Raw genomic sequence first — 15,192 nt, forward strand, 5'->3', positions numbered from 1 at the left:
GCCGGTGTCAGATCGGCTGCGTCCGGTGGATGGAGTACTGCTCCATGAGCTTGGCGCGAGTCGCGCCGAGCCGGTACGCGAGGATCTCGGCGACGGTGCGGATCAGGGTCATGCCCAGCGCGGGATCGGCGTCGCAGAGCTCGCGCACCGCCTGCGCGTCGAATTCGTAGGCGCGCACGGGGCTGAACGCCACGGCCCCGAAGTCCCACTGGTGCGGCGGGAACAGCCAGGACCAGCCGAGCAGATCACCCGAGCCCAGCGAGGCGACGGTCACCCGCCTGTGCCCGGTGACCTGCTGGTCCAGCGAGACAGCGCCCGAGCGCACGACCCAGAACCGGTCGGCGATGTGTCCCTCCTCGAAGATCCGTTCGTCCTCGTCGAACGACACCTCCTTGGCGAGCGTCATCAGCCGTTCGCGGTGCGCGTGAGGGAGGGCGGTCAGCAGTCGCGTCGCGTTCGTCATGGAACAGGCCTCCTCGCCGAGGTTCCCCGTCTTCCATTGGAGCCGCCACGGGCCGATTGAGCACCCTGGGGGCGGCACCGAATTGCACGGACTACGCAGAGCCACTCACCGGCTTCGTAGCGACAGCGGAAAGCCACTCGACGACATCCGTGGCGCCCTGTTCGCGTGCGATGTCCAGGGGCGTCCTGCCGCCGTATCCGATGCGGTCGGCGTCCGCGCCCAGCTCGTACAGGTACCGGGCGGTGTGGTTCCAGTCAGGTCGAGCGTCACCCCGGAGCCGGAGCCGGAGCCGGAGCCGGAGCCGGAGCCCGGTGACAGGTTCACCGCCATTCTGGCAGCGACGGAGAGGGGCCGTCCCGGGGGCGACGGGACGGCCCCTCTCCGCGTCAGCGAGGCGACGAACCGCGCGCCCGCAGCAGGTCGGCCATGAGCTTCATCTCCGACTCCTGCGCGTCGACCATGCCTTGCGCGAGTCGCCGCTCCACCGGGACCTCGCACTGCTGGGCACAGGCGCTCGCCATGCCGATTCCGCCCATGTGATGCGCCGTCATCAGCTGGAGGTACAACACCTGGGCGTCCTTGCCGTCGGCCTTGCGCAACCGGTCGAGCTCGGCGTCGGTGGCCATGCCGGGCATGAGCGCGCCACTCTTCGCGGCACTCCCGTCGTCCCCGTGGTCATGCGCGTGACTACCGCCCATCCATGCCATGTAACCGCCGTCCGGCGAGACCTTCGGCAGCCCCCACAGGTCGAGCAGGCCCAGCAGCATGCCGCGCTGGTGGGTGTTGGCGATGTCGTACGCGAGCCGGCGCACCTCCTCGCCGTCCGTACGGTCGCGGACGACGAACGACATCTCCACCGCCTGCTGGTGGTGGACGGCCATGTCCCGGGCGAAGCCCGCGTCCGCGGAGCCGACGGCCGGCGGCCCGGCCGATGTCCCTTCTCCGGCGCCAGTGCCAGGGGTGGCCAGAACCCACTGAGCCAGAGCGAGGGCGACCAGGACCGCCGCACCTGCGAACAACAGCCGGACGGGAGCGGAGCGCCCGGCCGCCTCGCCGGACTCGGCGGCATCCGCCGAAGCCGTCGTCAGCTCCCCTCCAGGCCGTTGGTGCAGGCGGCGCCGGGTTCGGGTGTCTGCGCACCCTGCACGTACTTGGTGAAGAACTGCTCGACCCGCGGGTCCGAGGCCTTGTCGACGGTGAGCTGGTGGCCCCACGCGGACAGCATGACCGGACCGGCCTGGTCGTCGACCGGACTCATCAGCGAGTAGGGCGTCTTGGCGACCTTCTCGCCGAGCTTCGCGACATCGCTGTCACCGGCCTTGCCGTTGTACGTCACCCAGACCGCACCGTGCTCGAGGGACTGCACGGCGTTCTCGTTCGGTATGGCCTTGGTGTAGACGGTGCCGTCGCATGTCATCCAGGCCTGGTCGTGGTCCCCGCCGACGGGCGGATTCATCCCGTACGTGACGGCTTTGGTGACGTGGTTGCGGCCGAGCTTCTTCGCGTCCCAGCTCTTCACGCCCCGCACTGGCTTCTTCGCCGCGGCCGTCTGCTGGTCGTCCTTGTCGTTCGCGCTGTTCACGGCGTAGGCGCCGAAGCCGACGAGCCCGGTGACGATGACCGTGCTGAGCGTGATCGTGATGATGCGGTTGCGCCGGTCGCGGGCCTGCTGAGCGCGGCGCATCTCGTCGAGACGGGTCTTGCGCGCGGTGGCCGCGGCCTTCTTGCTGGTTCTGCTCATGGGTATGACTCCTCGCCGCCGTGCGGTGTCGTGGCGCGGCGGTTCTGCGGGACGGGTGGGCGATGTCGTGGTGTGCGCGGGCGCGCGTGCGGCGGGCGGGGCGACAGGCGCCAGCCCCGACATCGGCCTAGGTCCGCTGAACCTGGAGGACGTGGAGATCGGTGGCCGTAACGGCGGGCGGGAGACCGGCGGGGCCCGGAGGCGGGGGATCCGGCATCGCGGCGGCGGGGATCCGGGGCAGCACTGCCGAGTGGGGCTGCGCGGGAGCGGAGAGCACCGCGCGTACACCCCGGGACACCGGGTCGCAGCAGGTGTCCCCGGCCGGGCAGTCGCTCCGGCGCGCGACGGTCTCGACACCGTCTGGGTGTGTGGAGGACTGCATGTGGTGCTGAGTCGAGGTGACAGCCGTGGCGGAGGCGACTGCGGGCGGAGAGCCGTCCGCGCCGTGGGCCGCGGGGCCCAGGCACATCACCAGCGCCGCGAGCAGCATGCCCAGGGCAGGGCAGAGCGCCGCGACCCGCGTGGCCCACCACGCGCCGCGCCTCGCACGCTGCGTCCTGCTTCCGGTCATCACCGGTGATGTTAAGCGGTGCCTGTGAGCGCCCAGTTGGCCAGGGGGCGAACTACCGCGGTCTCTACGAGGTGTGCGTCTACGAGGTGTAGTGACGATGAGGTGTGGTGTCTACGAGGTGTGGTGGGCGAGTGCCGCGTGCGGGTCGGGTACGCCGGGGTCGGGCGCCGGGTCGGCGTGCACCAGTGCGCCGGTGAGCTTGGGGACGGCGTGCAGCAGGGCGTGCTCCGCGGCGACCGCGACTTCGTGGGCGGCGCGCACGCTGAGTGTTCCGTCCACGACGATGGCGACCTCGGCGCGCAGCCGGTGCCCGATCCAGCGCATCCGCAGTTCGCCGACGGCCAGCACTCCGGGTACGTGGACCAGGGCTTGCTCGGCGCGGTCCACGACGGCCGGGTCGACGGCGTCCATCACCCGTCGGAAGACCTCACGGCAGGCGTCGCGCAGCACGAGAAGGATGGCGGCGGTGATCGCAAGGCCCACGATCGGGTCGGCGAGCCGCCAGCCGAGGGCGGCGCCCCCCGCCCCGATGAGCACCGCCAGCGAGGTGAACCCGTCCGTACGCGCGTGCAGTCCGTCGGCGACCAGCGCCGCGGAACCGATGTCGCGGCCGACGCGGATGCGGTAGCGGGCGACCCATTCGTTGCCGAGGAACCCGATCACGGCCGCCGCGGCCACGGCCGGCAGGTACGTGATGTCGCGCGGGTCGATGAGCCGGTCCACGGCCGTCCACGCGGCGAAGGCCGCGGAGGCGGCGATGGTCAGGACGATGACGAGCCCGGCGATGTCCTCGGCGCGCCCGTATCCGTACGTGAAGCGGCGGTTGGCGGCCCGCCGGCCCAGGACGAAGGCGACGCCGAGCGGCAGTGCGGTGAGCGCGTCCGCCGCGTTGTGGACCGTGTCGCCGAGCAGCGCGACCGAACCCGAGAGCACGACGACGACCGCCTGGGCCGCCGCGGTCACCCCCAGCACGGCCAGCGAGGTCCACAGGGCGCGCAGCCCCTGAGCCGAGGCTTCGAGTGCCCGGTCGGTCTTGTCGGCGGCCTCGTGGGAGTGCGGAGTGAGGACGTGCGCGAGCCGGTGCCGCCAACGAGCCGCTTCCGGCGTGGAGCCGTGGACATGTCCGTGTCCGTGGTCGTGGTCGTGGCCGTGGTGATGCGGGCCGTCGTGGGGCGCGTGTCCGTGCTGAGGGCTCAAGAGTCGGGCCTTCCTGGACGGGGTGGAGGCTGACGGATCGGATCGGGTGAGAGCTGGACACCATAAGGCGCCTCCGTCCATTATGTGCGTATGAGCGCACGCATGCACCTGTCACCTGCGCATGATGCGCACCCGCAAGACCCGAGCGATGCGCAACTGACCTACGCCGCCGAACTCCTCGGACTCCTCGCCGACCGCACGCGTCTCGTTCTGCTGCACACACTCGGCACGGGCGAGGCCGACGTCACGACGCTCACCGAGGCATGCGGTACGGCCCGGCCCGCCGTCAGCCAGCATCTGGCGAAACTTCGCCTCGCGGGTCTCGTGACCGTCCGCAAGGAGGGGCGTCGCATGATCTACGCGCTGCCCGACGGGCATCTGCGACGCCTGGTGAGCGAGGCGCTCAACCTCGCGGACCATGGAAGGCGCGGGTCGGGCTCCTAGGATCCCGGCATGACGGATCAGGGCATGACGGATCAGGGCATGACGGGTCAGGGCATGACGGATCAGGGCTGTTACCCATGCGGCACGGAAGCACGGTTCGCCGGCCTGCCGCCACGCGAGCGCATCGCCTTCGACGAGCACTGGCGGGTGGTCCACGCCATCGGAACGGCGCTGCCCGGTTGGCTGGTGCTGCTGCCGCGACGCCACGTCACTGCCGTCCATGACCTCACCGACGCGGAGGCCGCGACGCTGGGCGCCTGGCAGGTCCGGCTCTCCCGCGCGCTGCGGAGCGTGACCGGCTGCGACAAGACCTACGTGGCGCAGTTCGCTGAGGCCGAAGGTTTCTCGCACGTGCACTTCCACATCGTGCCCAGGCCGCCCGGCCTCCCGCAGGAGCGCCGCGGGCCCGGCGTCTTCGCGATGCTCGGCCGGCCGGAGGGGGAGTGGGTGACGGACGGCGAGGCGGACGGGATGGCGCGTGAACTACGGGCTCATCTCCGCCCCGGGCCGCCCAGGTGACCATGGTGGTGACGTGGTGTCAGTTCCCCGCCGGGGGATCCTGGTCGGGATCCTGGTCGAGTACGTACAGCTCCGGCAGGTTGACGACGATCGCCTCCTGTGTGCTGCGCGCGATCACCACGACCGCCTCCTCGTCCGGGCTCGGGTTCTCCTCGCGGTGCGGGACGTAGGGCGGTACGAAGATGTAGTCGCCGGGTGCCGTGCGCAGCCTGACTTCCTCCGGGGTGCCGGTGGAGTCGTCCAGGAACACGAACTCCGGGTGGCCCTTCACCACGTGGATCGCCGTCTCCGAAGCCCCGTGGTGGTGGTTGGAGGAGGCGGTGGCGGGGGCCACGTGCGTCTGGCCCATCCAGATGCGCTCGGAGCCGACCGTGCTCCCGCTGATCGCCGCGAAGCGCCTCATTCCGCCCGTCTGCGCGGTGTCGCCGTCGAGTTCGCCCGCGCGGATGTGGTGCAGCCGGGCGCGCAACGGAAGCGGCGCGTCATGGTCCGGCAGGTCGGGGTGGAAAGCGTCGCGCTCGGGGGAGTCGCCGGCGTGTGAAGGTGCGGCCATGGCAGTCCTGCTCGTCGTGGGCGGGCCGTCGCCGGTGGTCCGGCGCGGAGCGCGGCGGGCGCGCGCCGGTGTGGGTGCTGATGGCGACGGGGACCAGGGTGTTCCCGGCCCGGTCGGTGCCGTGCCTGAACCCTCAAGATCCACGGCCGACCGTAGAGAGCCGGTCGAAGGGATGTCAAGGTTTGTCCGGTGACGCCGGTTCGGGACCCGTTCGGGACCTGTTCGGGATCTGATCGCCGTTGGGGCCGCGTCCGGCGGGGGTCCGGCCGGGGCGGCTGATGGGCCGACCTTCACTCTCCCGACGTGGACTGATGCAACATCAGAAATGCGCTGGGCGCGACGAGTTCACGGATGTCGGGGGTGCGACGTACGTGCGCATGCGGGCGAGCCGGCCGTCAGCGGTCGTCCAGTCGGCGGTGGACGTGCCGGCATGCCGCCGGCCCAAGCGCTCGTAGAGGCCGATGGCGGCGCTCGCGGCCGTCTCGACCTCCAGGACCGCCGTCCGCTCGCGTGCCGCGCCGGTCTCGATCGCCCGGTCGAGCAGGAGGGTGGCCACTCCGCGCCGGCGGGCGCGGGTGCTGACGAAGAGGCGCGCCACGGCCACCAGGTGTGCCTCGGGCAGTCCGGCGGCCGATGCCAGGGCAGGTCCTGGCGGGGTGAGCGCCATGTGTCCGACGACGTCGGAGCCCGCCAGGACGACCGAGCCTCGGTCATGCCGAGGGGAGTCAGCCGGCTCTCGGGATCGGCGGGCCGGTCCACCGGACGGCAGCCGGCCGCCTGGACCCCGGCGAGCACCTCGACGCAGCAGGGCAGGTCGGCGTCGGTGCGGGGGCGCACCGTGAGTTCCTTCGTGTCCGTCATGCCGGGGATCCTGCATCCGGGCGATCTCGCGCAGCACGCGCGATCACGCGGGATCACTGCACCCCGTGCGGCCGGAACTGGACGCTGATCCGTCCGCCCGCGGCCCGTGTCGTCTTCGGGATGGCGTGTTCCCACGTCCGCTGGCAGGAACCGCCCATCACGATCAGGTCGCCGTGGCCGAGCGGCCGACGCACCACGTCGCCGCCGCGGCGAGGGCGCAGCAGCAGGTCGCGCGGCGCGCCCACGGACAGGATGGCGACCATCGTGTCCTCGCGGGCGCCGCGCCCGATACGGTCACCGTGCCATGCGACGCTGTCGCGCCCGTCGCGGTAGTGGCACAGCCCGGCCGTCGTGAAGGGTTCGCCGAGTTCGGCCGCGTAGTGATCCGACAGCGTCTGCCGCGCCTCGTCGAGGACGGGGTGCGCGAGCGGTTCGCCCGCGCCGTAGAAGGCGAGCAGGCGCGGCACGTCGACGACCCGCTCGTACATCTGCCGGCGCTCGGCCTTCCATGGCACGTCGGTGGCCAGCGCCTCGAACAGGGCGTCGGCGCCGCTCAGCCAGCCGGGCAGGAGGTCGATCCAGGCCCCCTCGCCGAGCACGGTCCTGCGGACCCCGTCCAGTGGGCGCAGTCGCACGTCGTCGCCCTGGTCGAACAGGGACCCCTGGAGTTGGTGCGTTGCCATGAGGGCAGCGTACTCCTAAATTCGAACGGGTGAGCTAATTGGCTGGACGTGCGCACCCCGTTCCCTGCGAAACTGGGCTTGTGGACGAGATGAGGCGGTTCCGTCGGGCGGCCGGAGCGTGGGCGGCGCGCGGAGGTGACGACGGGCCCGCCGCCGACACGGCCCGCGAGCTGGCCGTCGCCGCCGGCGTGCGCAAGGTCGTCCTGGTCGAGGGGGAGAGCGACCTGGTCGCCGTCGAGGCGCTCGCCCGGCGCCGCGGACGCAGGCTCGACGAGGAAGGCGTCGCGGTGCTGCCGCTCGGGGGCGCGATGAGCATCGGGAGATTCCTCGCCGTGTGCGGCCCGGACGGGCTCGACGTCACCGTCGCCGGGCTGTGCGACGCGGGGGAGGAGCATTACTTCCGGAGTGTTCTGGAGCGGACCGGGCCACGTCCGCACCTCACCCACGCCGACATGGAGGAGCTCGGCTTCTACGTGTGTGTCGCGGACCTGGAGGACGAGCTGATCCGCGGCCTCGGCGTGGACATCGTGCAGGAAGTCCTGGACCTGGAGGGCGACTTGAGGTCCTTCCGCACCTTCCAGAAGCAGCCGGCGCAACGGGAGCGGGGCGTGGAACGGCAGTTGCGCCGCTTCATGGGGACGCACAGCGGCCGCAAGGCGCAGTACGCCCGCTCACTCGTGGAACGGCTCGACCCCGACCGGGTGCCGCGCCCGCTGGACCGACTGCTCGCCCACCTGTGATTCCGGCCCGTCCGTCCGGCATCGGTACGCGTCTCTGACCCCGCCGCTCTCCGACCCGCCGCAGACGTCCGACCCGCCGCAGACGTCCGCCCCGAGCGCCCGAGCGCCGCGAACGACTCGATCAGACAGGCAGCAGTCGCGCGATCAGCGCGCTCAGCTGCTGGGCGTTGCGGCACTCGTGCATCTCGACGATCTCCGCGTACGTGTCGGCCGCCGAGTCGCCGGTGTCCCACAGCGTGCGCCGCTCGGGGTTGAGCCAGTACACCTTGCGGGCGCGCGCGGCGACGTCCCGCAGTGCCCCCGTGTTCGGGTCGCTCATGTTGGTGCGGGCGTCGCCCAGGACGAAGACGGTGCTGCGCGGGCCGACCGCGTCCGCGTACCGCTCGGCGAACTCGCCCAGCGACGTGCCGTAGTCGCTGCTTCCGTGCCAGCCCGTCACGGCCGCCGCCGAGAGGATGCGCGCGCTGAGCCCCTCGGGCCCGGCCGCGTCGCGGCCGATGAGGTCGGTCACCTCGTCGACGCGGTTGACGAAGGCGAACACCCGCACCTTGCTGAACTGGTCGTGCAGCGCCTGCACCAGCAGCATGGTGAAGTTGGCGAACCCCGCGACCGAGCCGGACACGTCGCACAGGAGGACGAGCTCGGGACGGGCGGGGCGGCGGCGACGCAGCACGGGACGCATCGGGACGCCGCCCGTCGACAGGGAGCCGCGGAGCGTGCGGCGCAGATCGATCTTTCCGCGCGCGGCCCGGCGTCTGCGGGCGGCGAGGCGGGTGGCCAGCTTGCGGGCCAGCGGCTGAACCGCCCTGCGGAGCTCGTCGAGCTGGGCGCGGCCCGCGATGAGGAAGTCGACACGGTCGGCGGTCGGTGCGATGGCGCGGCGGGCGATCTCGTCGGTGCCGCGACGCTCGGCGACCCGGCGCCGCGCCTCGGTGCCCACGCGCCCGCGGAACGCCTGGATGCGGCGGCGGATCTCGTCCGCCTGGAGCCGGTCGGTGAACTCGTCGTCACCCGTGGCCCCGGCCCGGATCCCGGCGAGGATCCTGGCGAGCAGGGTCTCCGGGCGCAGCCGGGCGAGCGTCTGGTGCGAGGACCAGCCGTCCGAGCGGCCCGAAGGGCCCGATCCTCCGGACCCGCCCGATCCGCCCGCCCCGTTCGCTCCTGGCGCGAGGCCGTAGCCGCCGAGGCCGTCCACCGCCTCCGCCGCCAACTGATCCAGCATTTCCTGGTCGTTGGCGGCGAGCGCGGCGGCGAGCCGCTCGCGCAGGTCAGCCGTGTCGGACTCCTGCCACGCACGCCCGGCGCCCGCTTCGTGCCGTGTGTCCTGCGGGGCGCCGACACTCCGGGGAAAGTACAGATCGAAGACGGGGTCGAAGACGGCCCGCTGGCCCTCGCTGTGCAGCAGCGCCGCTGCCAGACCCTCCCTCAGGTGCGCGCGGTCGGTGAGTCCGAGTGCTTCGACGGCGAGCCCGGCGTCCACCGTCTCGCCGGTACCGATGCGCACGCCGTGCGAGCGCAGCGCCTGCACGAGCGCGGTGAGGCGCTCCGGGACTCCGGCCGCCGTCGCCCCGGTCACACGGCGTCCAGATCCAGCTTGGCCGCCGCCTTCAGCACGTCCTCCTGGTGCTTGAGGACGACGCCCAGCGTGTCGCGTACGACGTCCTCGTCGAGAGTTCCGGCGCCGAGGGCCAGGAGCGTGCGGGCCCAGTCGATGGTCTCCGCGACCGACGGCACCTTCCGCAGGTCCATCGCGCGGAGCGCGCCGACCACCCGCACCACGGCCTGCGCCAGCGCCTCGTCGAGCCCCGGCACCTTCAGCCGTACGATCCGGCGCTCCAGCTCCTCCTCCGGGAAGCCGATATGGAGGAACAGGCAGCGGCGGCGCAGCGCCTCGGACAGCTCGCGGCTCGCGTTGGACGTGAGGACGGTGAACGGGCGGCGCGTCGCGCTGATCGTGCCGAGCTCGGGCACCGTGACCTGGAAGTCGCTGAGCACCTCCAGGAGCAGGCCCTCCACCTCGACGTCGGCCTTGTCGGTCTCGTCGATGAGCAGCACCTTCGGGTCGCTTCCGCGGATCGCCGTCAACAGCGGGCGCGGGAGCAGGAACTCCTCACTGAAGATGTCGGTGCGCGTCTCGTCCCACGACTCGTCGCGGCCCGCCGTGATGCGCAGGAGCTGCTTGGCGTGGTTCCACTCGTACAGGGCGCGCGACTCGTCCACGCCCTCGTAGCACTGGAGCCGTACGAGGGTGGCGCCGGCGACCTCGGCGACCGCCTTGGCCAGCTCGGTCTTGCCGACGCCCGCGGGGCCCTCGACGAGGAGCGGCTTGCCGAGGCGGTCGGCGAGGAAGACCGTGGTGGCCACCGCGGGGGACGCCAGGTAGCCCGTCGCGGCGAGCCGCGCGGACACATCGTCGACGGACGTGAAGTACCCGGTCGTCATGGGTGAGCCCCTCCTCGTGCGGCGCCGCGCGCCGGCTGGTCTGCGGCCACTCGATCAGTTCCGCGACGGGCTCCACAACAGGGACGCGGACTTTGCGTCGTACGTCACGTGCCACAGTCGTACGGAACGCCCGAACCGGCCGGCTACTGGCGTGCCCTGGCGGCCCGAACTGCTGGGTCTCAATCCGAGACCCTCGTATGCTGACGGCATGAGGCGGACCTCCTTTGCCAACTGGCCCTGCTCCATCGCCCGCACCATGGACCTGCTCGGCGACTGGTGGACGCCGCTCGTCCTGCGTGAGGCGTTCTACGGGATCAAGCGGTTCGACGTGTTCCAGGAGGAGCTCGGCATCGCGCGCAACACCCTGGCCGACCGCCTCCGGCGCCTGGTGGACGAGGGGCTCATGGAGAAACGGGCCTATCAGCACGAGCCCGTCCGCTACGACTACGTCCTCACGGACATGGGACGCGACTTCTTCGGCGTGCTCGCGGCCATGAACCGCTGGGGCGACCGCTGGCTGGCGGAGGAGGTCGGACCGCCCGTCGTGTTCCACCACGACCGGTGCGGCCACGAGAGCCATGCCGAGGTCGTGTGCAGCGAGTGCAAGGAGCCGATGACGGCCGAGAACACGCGGCCCCGCCTCGGCCCGGGTTACCCGCCGCGCCTCGCCGAACGCCCAGACATCAAGGCCCGTTTCGCGGACTGATCCGACTCCTCCCGCCCTTCGGGGTTGCCTCTTGACGAGTGAGTCTATCTACGCAACTCTCATGCTCAGGGTCGCTTTTCACGGAGCCGCCCAGTGAAATTCCCGCGGTGGGATTCCCGCAGACGGAGAGGCAACCGGCAATGGAGTGGACGGGCGCGCGTTACGCCGACAAACCGACGGTCGAGGTCCGCAGAAGGGTCCTGGCGTCGCCGGAGCGGGTGTGGGAGTTCGTCTCCGACATCGACCTGATGCCCACGCTCAGCGCCGAACTCCAGTCGGTCGCCTGGCTGGACGGGGCGGCGGGCCCCACGCTCGGCGGGCGGTTCCTCGGACGCAGCAAGCACGAGTCGCTGGGTGAGTGGCAGACCACCTCGTACGTCGTCCGGTGTGAGCCGCCGCGCGTGTTCGCCTGGGCGGTGGAGGATCCCGAACAGCCCAGCGCCCTCTGGAAGTTCACCCTGACCCCCCTCGACGACGGCGGCACCGAGCTCGCCCAGTGGATGCAGCTCGGCCCCGGCCGCTCCGGGCTCTCGTACGCCATCGACGCGATGCCGGAGAAGGAGCAGAAGATCGTGTTCGTGCGGCTGCGGGAGTTCGAACGGAGCATCACCGCCACGCTCGACGCGATCAAGGACCTGGCCGAGGGCGGCCCGGCTCCGGAAGGGCGGGGCGTGTGATGCGTACGTCTACGACGATCGAGGCCTCGGGCGGCAACTGGCGCGAGACGGTCGACTTCGTGACCGAGGCCGAGCGGCTCGGGATGGACATCTGCTGGGTGGCCGAGGCGTGGGGCTCGGAGGCTCCCTCGCCGCTGGGGTATCTGGCGGCGCGCACGGAGAGGATGCTGCTCGGCTCCGGGATCATCCAGCTGGCCACCCGAACCCCGGCCGCGATCGCCCGAGCCGCGATCACCCTGTCCAACATCTCCGAAGGCCGCTTCCTGCTCGGACTCGGCCCGTCGGGACCGCAGGTCATCGAGGGCCTGCACGGCGTCTCCTTCGCTCGGCCACTGTCCCGTATGCGCGAGACCGTCGGCATCGTCCGACAGGCCGCGGCAGGCGAGAAACTCAGCTACGAGGGACGGGAGTTCACCCTCCCGCTGCCGGGCGGCGACGCGAAGCCGATGCGCCTGTCCATGCGCGCCGAGCACGACCTGCCCGTCTACCTGGCCACGCTCTCGCCCAAGATGCTGCGGCTGACCGGCGAGATCGCGGACGGCTGGCTCGGCACGAGCTTCGTGCCGGAAGGCGCTCAGGGGGCCTACTTCGACCATCTGGACGCCGGACTCGCGGCAGCCGGGCGCAAGCGGTCCGACCTCGACATCTGCCAGGGCGCCGAGGTGGCGTTCACCGACGACGAGGACGCGCTGCGCGCGATGGTCGCGGGCCGCAAGAAGGAACTGGCCTTCAGCCTGGGCGGCATGGGCTCCGCGACCACCAACTACTACAACAACGCCTACAGCAGGCAGGGTTGGGCCGACACGGCGGCCGAGGTCCGTGCGCGCTGGCAGGCGGGCGACCGGGACGGCGCCGCGGACCTGGTCACCGACGACATGGTCCTGGCCACCACCCTCATCGGCACCGAGCCCATGGTCCGCGAACGCCTGCGGGTCTGGAGCGCCGCGGGTGTCGACACGGTCCGCCTCTACCCGGCAGGCGACACCCTGGAGGCCCGCCTGACCACCCTGGGCAGGGCGCTGGATCTCGTACGGGACGTGGGGCGCGAGGAGCGCTAGTCAGGGCGTTGTGCGGTGCCGCCGGCGGGAGAGTTCGTTCGCCGCCTTTTCGATCAGGTCGGCGGCCGGCCCGGCCGCGAGGTCAACGAAGTGTGGCCTGCGGCGAGTTCGATGACGGCGTGTGGGTTCACGCGCTCGGCCATGTGGCGTTCGTCGGCCGGATTGATCGTGCGGTGGTCGGTCCACCTGGTACCACGTCGGTTCGACCCGCCAGGCGGGGGCGGTCACGTTCTTCCCTCGGGCGCGCGAATGCGGCGACGTGGAGGAGGCCTCCCCGATTTCGGCCGGGGAGGGCGGTCCTTCCCACGCCGAGCCCGAGGTCGTGGGCCCGCCCCCGCGGACGGCGGCCGGGCCACGACCCGGCGTTCCGGGACTAGCCCAGCACCCTGCTCAGTGCGGCGAGCGCCGACTCCAGCTCTTCGCGGGTGATGGTCAGGGGCGGGGCCAGCCGGATCGTCGAGCCATGGGTGTCCTTGACCAACACACCCTCGTCCAGGAGGAGTTCACTGATCCGGCGACCCGTGCCGATGGCCGGGTCGACGTCGACGCCGGCCCACAGCCCCCGGGCCCGGAAGCCGGTGACGCCCTTACCGGTGAGGGCTTCGAGTCCGGCGCGCAGCACCTCGCCCAGATCCGCCGCCCGGCGCTGGAATTCACCGGTGGCGAGCAGGTCGACGACGGCGGAGCCGACCGCCGCGGACAGCGGGTTCCCGCCGAACGTGGAACCGTGCTCGCCCGGCCGCAGCACCCCCAGCACGTCCCGCCCCGCGACGACCGCCGACACCGGCACGATGCCGCCGCCGAGCGCCTTGCCCAGAAGCAGCATGTCGGGGCGTACGGCCTCGTGGTCGACGGCGAGGGTGCGGCCCGTGCGGCCGAGGCCCGACTGGATCTCGTCGGCGATGAACAGGCAGCCGGCCCGCCGCGTCAGATCGCGCACCCCGGTGAGATAGCCGTCGTCCGGGATGACCACCCCGGCCTCGCCCTGGATGGGTTCGAGCAGGACGGCCGCCGTCGTCTCGTCGATCGCCGCCTCCAGCGCGGCCAGGTCGTTGTAGGGGACCACGCGGAAGCCCGGCGTGAACGGCCCGAACCCGGCACGGGCCGACTCGTCGGTGGAGAAGCTGACGATCGTGGTCGTGCGGCCGTGGAAGTTGCCGTCGGCCACCACGATCGTCGCCCGGTCCGCGGGGACGCCCTTGACCTCGTACGCCCACTTGCGGGCGACCTTCACGGCGCTCTCCACGGCCTCGGCGCCGGTGTTCATCGGCAGGACCATGTCGAGGCCGGTCAGTTCCGCGAGGCCCTCGGCGAAGCCGGCGAGACGGTCGTTGTGGAAGGCGCGTGACGTCAGGGTGAGCTGGTCGAGCTGACGGTGGGCTGCCTCGATCAGCGCGGGGTGGCGGTGGCCGAAGTTGAGGGCCGAGTAACCGGCGAGGAGGTCGAGGTAGCGGCGGCCCTCGACGTCCTCGACCCAGGTGCCCTCGGCGCGGGCGACGACCACGGGCAGCGGGTGGTAGTTGTGCGCGAGGACCGGCGTCTCGGCGCTGATCAGCTCGGCCGACGAACGCGAGGCCTGGACGGGGGCGACAGTCATGAACGGATCTCCTGGGTGCAGCACTTGATGCCTCCGCCGGCCTTGTGGAACTCGGAGAGGTCGACGGGGACGGGGACGTATCCGCGGTGGGCGAGCTGTTCGATGAGCCCGGTGGCCTGCGGGGCGACGAAGACATGACGGCCGTCGGAGACGGAGTTGAGGCCGAAGGCCATCGCGTCGTCGCGGGTGGCGAGCACGGCGCTCGGGAAGAGCCGCGCGAGCACCTCGCGGCTCCCGGCCGAGAAGGCCTCCGGGTAGTACGCGATGGTGCCGCCGTCCGAATCATCTGGATCATCTGGATCACCGGGGTGATCGAGGGCGAACAGCGCGGTGTCCAGGTGGTAAAAGTACGGGTCGACCAGGCGGAGCCCGATGACCGGTACGCCGAAGAACTCCTGCGCCTCGTCGTGCGCGGCCCGCGTCGTACGGAATCCGCTGCCCGCCAGTACGTAGCGGCCCGCCGGTACGAGGTCGCCCTCGCCCTCGCAGACCGACTCCGGGCGGTGGACGTCGTAGCCCGCGGCCTTGAACCACGTCTCGTACTCCGCGGACTCGGGGCGGCGTTGCTCCGCATGGAAGTGGGAGCCGAGGACGCGGCCGGCCACGACGAGCGCCGAGTTCGCGGCGAACACCATGTCGGGCAGGCCCGGTACGGGTGGCACGGTTTCCACCGTGTGCCCGTGCGAGCGGTAGGTCTCGATGAGGTTCTGCCACTGCGCGAGAGCGAGCGCGGTGTCGACCCGCACGTCGTCACGCATCCACGGATTGATGGCGTACTGAACGTCGAAGTATCTGGGCTCGCACACCAGATAGCGCCTGGTCACAGACGGGTACCTCCGCTTCCTGCGGGACGGCCATCAGAGGGTGTCTCCACGGTAGGAAGCGGCGGTCGCGCTCGACAAGGTCCGTTGAATGCGCGTGACCGCAGTAATGCTGCGTA

18 protein-coding genes are annotated in these 15,192 nt (G+C 71.6%); 6 read left to right on the forward strand and 12 right to left on the reverse strand.

The annotated features are described in order from the left end of the window. Nucleotides 1–7 precede the first annotated feature (7 nt). From ACIPWY_RS06715 to ACIPWY_RS06735, 5 genes are all read right to left on the reverse strand, one after another. Entirely contained in the window at nt 8–463 is a 456-nt protein-coding gene (locus ACIPWY_RS06715; RefSeq protein ID WP_362900234.1) for a cyclic nucleotide-binding domain-containing protein, read from the reverse strand. Between the two features lie 386 nt (nt 464–849). Beyond that, the gene (locus ACIPWY_RS06720; RefSeq protein WP_393698864.1) at nt 850–1,482 is read right to left on the reverse strand and encodes a DUF305 domain-containing protein; all 633 of its coding nucleotides are present in this window, start codon (nt 1,480–1,482) and stop codon (nt 850–852) included. Between the two features lie 65 nt (nt 1,483–1,547). After that, nucleotides 1,548–2,204 (reverse strand): DUF3105 domain-containing protein, encoded by a 657-nt coding sequence (locus ACIPWY_RS06725; RefSeq protein WP_401532388.1) that lies wholly within the window; start codon nt 2,202–2,204, stop codon nt 1,548–1,550. Between the two features lie 127 nt (nt 2,205–2,331). Continuing rightward, entirely contained in the window at nt 2,332–2,775 is a 444-nt protein-coding gene (locus ACIPWY_RS06730) for a hypothetical protein (RefSeq protein ID WP_393698866.1), read from the reverse strand. Between the two features lie 111 nt (nt 2,776–2,886). Next, a complete protein-coding gene (locus tag ACIPWY_RS06735; RefSeq protein ID WP_362900227.1) occupies nt 2,887–3,972 on the reverse strand; it encodes a cation diffusion facilitator family transporter in 1,086 nt (361 codons plus the stop codon). A 90-nt stretch (nt 3,973–4,062) separates the two neighbouring features. On the opposite strand from ACIPWY_RS06735, the gene ACIPWY_RS06740 reads away from it, so the two are divergent. Together ACIPWY_RS06740 and ACIPWY_RS06745 are read left to right on the forward strand one after the other, a co-directional pair. Beyond that, nucleotides 4,063–4,416, forward strand: a complete 354-nt coding sequence (locus tag ACIPWY_RS06740) for a metalloregulator ArsR/SmtB family transcription factor (RefSeq protein WP_362900225.1) — start codon at nt 4,063–4,065, stop codon at nt 4,414–4,416. A 9-nt stretch (nt 4,417–4,425) separates the two neighbouring features. Then, entirely contained in the window at nt 4,426–4,935 is a 510-nt protein-coding gene (locus tag ACIPWY_RS06745; protein WP_393698869.1) for an HIT family protein, read from the forward strand. Between the two features lie 19 nt (nt 4,936–4,954). Here ACIPWY_RS06745 and ACIPWY_RS06750 read toward each other — a convergent pair whose 3' ends face one another. The 3 genes from ACIPWY_RS06750 to ACIPWY_RS06760 form a co-directional block, all read right to left on the reverse strand. Next, nucleotides 4,955–5,488: a cupin domain-containing protein gene (locus ACIPWY_RS06750; RefSeq protein ID WP_362900221.1), complete on the reverse strand. Its 534-nt coding sequence runs from the start codon at nt 5,486–5,488 to the stop codon at nt 4,955–4,957. A gap of 319 nt (nt 5,489–5,807) precedes the next feature. After that, a complete protein-coding gene (locus tag ACIPWY_RS06755) occupies nt 5,808–6,155 on the reverse strand; it encodes a GNAT family N-acetyltransferase (RefSeq protein WP_393698871.1) in 348 nt (115 codons plus the stop codon). Nucleotides 6,156–6,402: 247 nt separating this feature from the next. Next, a complete protein-coding gene (locus ACIPWY_RS06760) occupies nt 6,403–7,032 on the reverse strand; it encodes an alpha-ketoglutarate-dependent dioxygenase AlkB (protein ID WP_393698873.1) in 630 nt (209 codons plus the stop codon). Nucleotides 7,033–7,112: 80 nt separating this feature from the next. Here ACIPWY_RS06760 and ACIPWY_RS06765 point away from each other — a divergent pair, with 80 nt between their 5' ends. Continuing rightward, nucleotides 7,113–7,772, forward strand: a complete 660-nt coding sequence (locus ACIPWY_RS06765; protein WP_362900215.1) for an ATP-dependent endonuclease — start codon at nt 7,113–7,115, stop codon at nt 7,770–7,772. Between the two features lie 121 nt (nt 7,773–7,893). Here the strand turns inward: ACIPWY_RS06765 and ACIPWY_RS06770 are convergent, their stop codons facing one another. Together ACIPWY_RS06770 and ACIPWY_RS06775 are read right to left on the reverse strand one after the other, a co-directional pair. Continuing rightward, entirely contained in the window at nt 7,894–9,348 is a 1,455-nt protein-coding gene (locus tag ACIPWY_RS06770; RefSeq protein WP_393698875.1) for a VWA domain-containing protein, read from the reverse strand. After that, on the reverse strand, nt 9,345–10,214 hold the full coding sequence (locus tag ACIPWY_RS06775) for a MoxR family ATPase (RefSeq protein WP_362900211.1): 870 nt from the start codon (nt 10,212–10,214) through the stop codon (nt 9,345–9,347). Before ACIPWY_RS06775 ends, ACIPWY_RS06770 begins: the two co-directional genes overlap by 4 nt. Nucleotides 10,215–10,422: 208 nt before the next feature. On the opposite strand from ACIPWY_RS06775, the gene ACIPWY_RS06780 reads away from it, so the two are divergent. The 3 genes from ACIPWY_RS06780 to ACIPWY_RS06790 all read left to right on the forward strand — a co-directional run bounded on the left by ACIPWY_RS06780 (nt 10,423) and on the right by ACIPWY_RS06790 (nt 12,655). After that, complete coding sequence (locus ACIPWY_RS06780; RefSeq protein ID WP_362900209.1) at nt 10,423–10,920, forward strand: helix-turn-helix domain-containing protein; 498 nt, start codon at nt 10,423–10,425, stop codon at nt 10,918–10,920. Between the two features lie 140 nt (nt 10,921–11,060). Further along, nucleotides 11,061–11,597, forward strand: a complete 537-nt coding sequence (locus ACIPWY_RS06785) for an SRPBCC family protein (RefSeq protein ID WP_393698879.1) — start codon at nt 11,061–11,063, stop codon at nt 11,595–11,597. Next, nucleotides 11,597–12,655, forward strand: coding sequence for an LLM class flavin-dependent oxidoreductase (locus ACIPWY_RS06790; protein ID WP_393698881.1), 1,059 nt, complete (start codon nt 11,597–11,599; stop codon nt 12,653–12,655). The genes ACIPWY_RS06785 and ACIPWY_RS06790 overlap by 1 nt, the downstream gene beginning before the upstream one ends. Before the next feature lie 373 nt (nt 12,656–13,028). Here ACIPWY_RS06790 and rocD read toward each other — a convergent pair whose 3' ends face one another. Next, nucleotides 13,029–14,252 (reverse strand): ornithine--oxo-acid transaminase, encoded by a 1,224-nt coding sequence (rocD, locus tag ACIPWY_RS06795; protein WP_393698883.1) that lies wholly within the window; start codon nt 14,250–14,252, stop codon nt 13,029–13,031. Further along, nucleotides 14,249–15,076: a dimethylargininase gene (gene ddaH / locus ACIPWY_RS06800; protein WP_362900202.1), complete on the reverse strand. Its 828-nt coding sequence runs from the start codon at nt 15,074–15,076 to the stop codon at nt 14,249–14,251. The genes rocD and ddaH overlap by 4 nt, the downstream gene beginning before the upstream one ends. Nucleotides 15,077–15,192 lie beyond the last annotated feature (116 nt).

Source organism: Streptomyces sp. NPDC090032 (genome assembly GCF_044748025.1).
Lineage (GTDB): Bacteria > Actinomycetota > Actinomycetes > Streptomycetales > Streptomycetaceae > Streptomyces.

What these genes read in the sequence shown, in the direction of transcription:
- ACIPWY_RS06715 (WP_362900234.1), bottom strand. Translation starts at nt 463, where the DNA reads ATGACGAACGCGACGCGACTGCTGACCGCCCTCCCTCACGCGCACCGC.
- ACIPWY_RS06725 (WP_401532388.1), bottom strand. Translation starts at nt 2,204, where the DNA reads ATGAGCAGAACCAGCAAGAAGGCCGCGGCCACCGCGCGCAAGACCCGT.
- ACIPWY_RS06730 (WP_393698866.1), bottom strand. Translation starts at nt 2,775, where the DNA reads ATGACCGGAAGCAGGACGCAGCGTGCGAGGCGCGGCGCGTGGTGGGCC.
- ACIPWY_RS06740 (WP_362900225.1), top strand. Translation starts at nt 4,063, where the DNA reads ATGAGCGCACGCATGCACCTGTCACCTGCGCATGATGCGCACCCGCAA.
- ACIPWY_RS06745 (WP_393698869.1), top strand. Translation starts at nt 4,426, where the DNA reads ATGACGGATCAGGGCATGACGGATCAGGGCATGACGGGTCAGGGCATG.
- ACIPWY_RS06750 (WP_362900221.1), bottom strand. Translation starts at nt 5,488, where the DNA reads ATGGCCGCACCTTCACACGCCGGCGACTCCCCCGAGCGCGACGCTTTC.
- ACIPWY_RS06755 (WP_393698871.1), bottom strand. Translation starts at nt 6,155, where the DNA reads ATGGCGCTCACCCCGCCAGGACCTGCCCTGGCATCGGCCGCCGGACTG.
- ACIPWY_RS06760 (WP_393698873.1), bottom strand. Translation starts at nt 7,032, where the DNA reads ATGGCAACGCACCAACTCCAGGGGTCCCTGTTCGACCAGGGCGACGAC.
- ACIPWY_RS06775 (WP_362900211.1), bottom strand. Translation starts at nt 10,214, where the DNA reads ATGACGACCGGGTACTTCACGTCCGTCGACGATGTGTCCGCGCGGCTC.
- ACIPWY_RS06780 (WP_362900209.1), top strand. Translation starts at nt 10,423, where the DNA reads ATGAGGCGGACCTCCTTTGCCAACTGGCCCTGCTCCATCGCCCGCACC.
- ACIPWY_RS06785 (WP_393698879.1), top strand. Translation starts at nt 11,061, where the DNA reads ATGGAGTGGACGGGCGCGCGTTACGCCGACAAACCGACGGTCGAGGTC.
- ACIPWY_RS06790 (WP_393698881.1), top strand. Translation starts at nt 11,597, where the DNA reads ATGCGTACGTCTACGACGATCGAGGCCTCGGGCGGCAACTGGCGCGAG.
- rocD (WP_393698883.1), bottom strand. Translation starts at nt 14,252, where the DNA reads ATGACTGTCGCCCCCGTCCAGGCCTCGCGTTCGTCGGCCGAGCTGATC.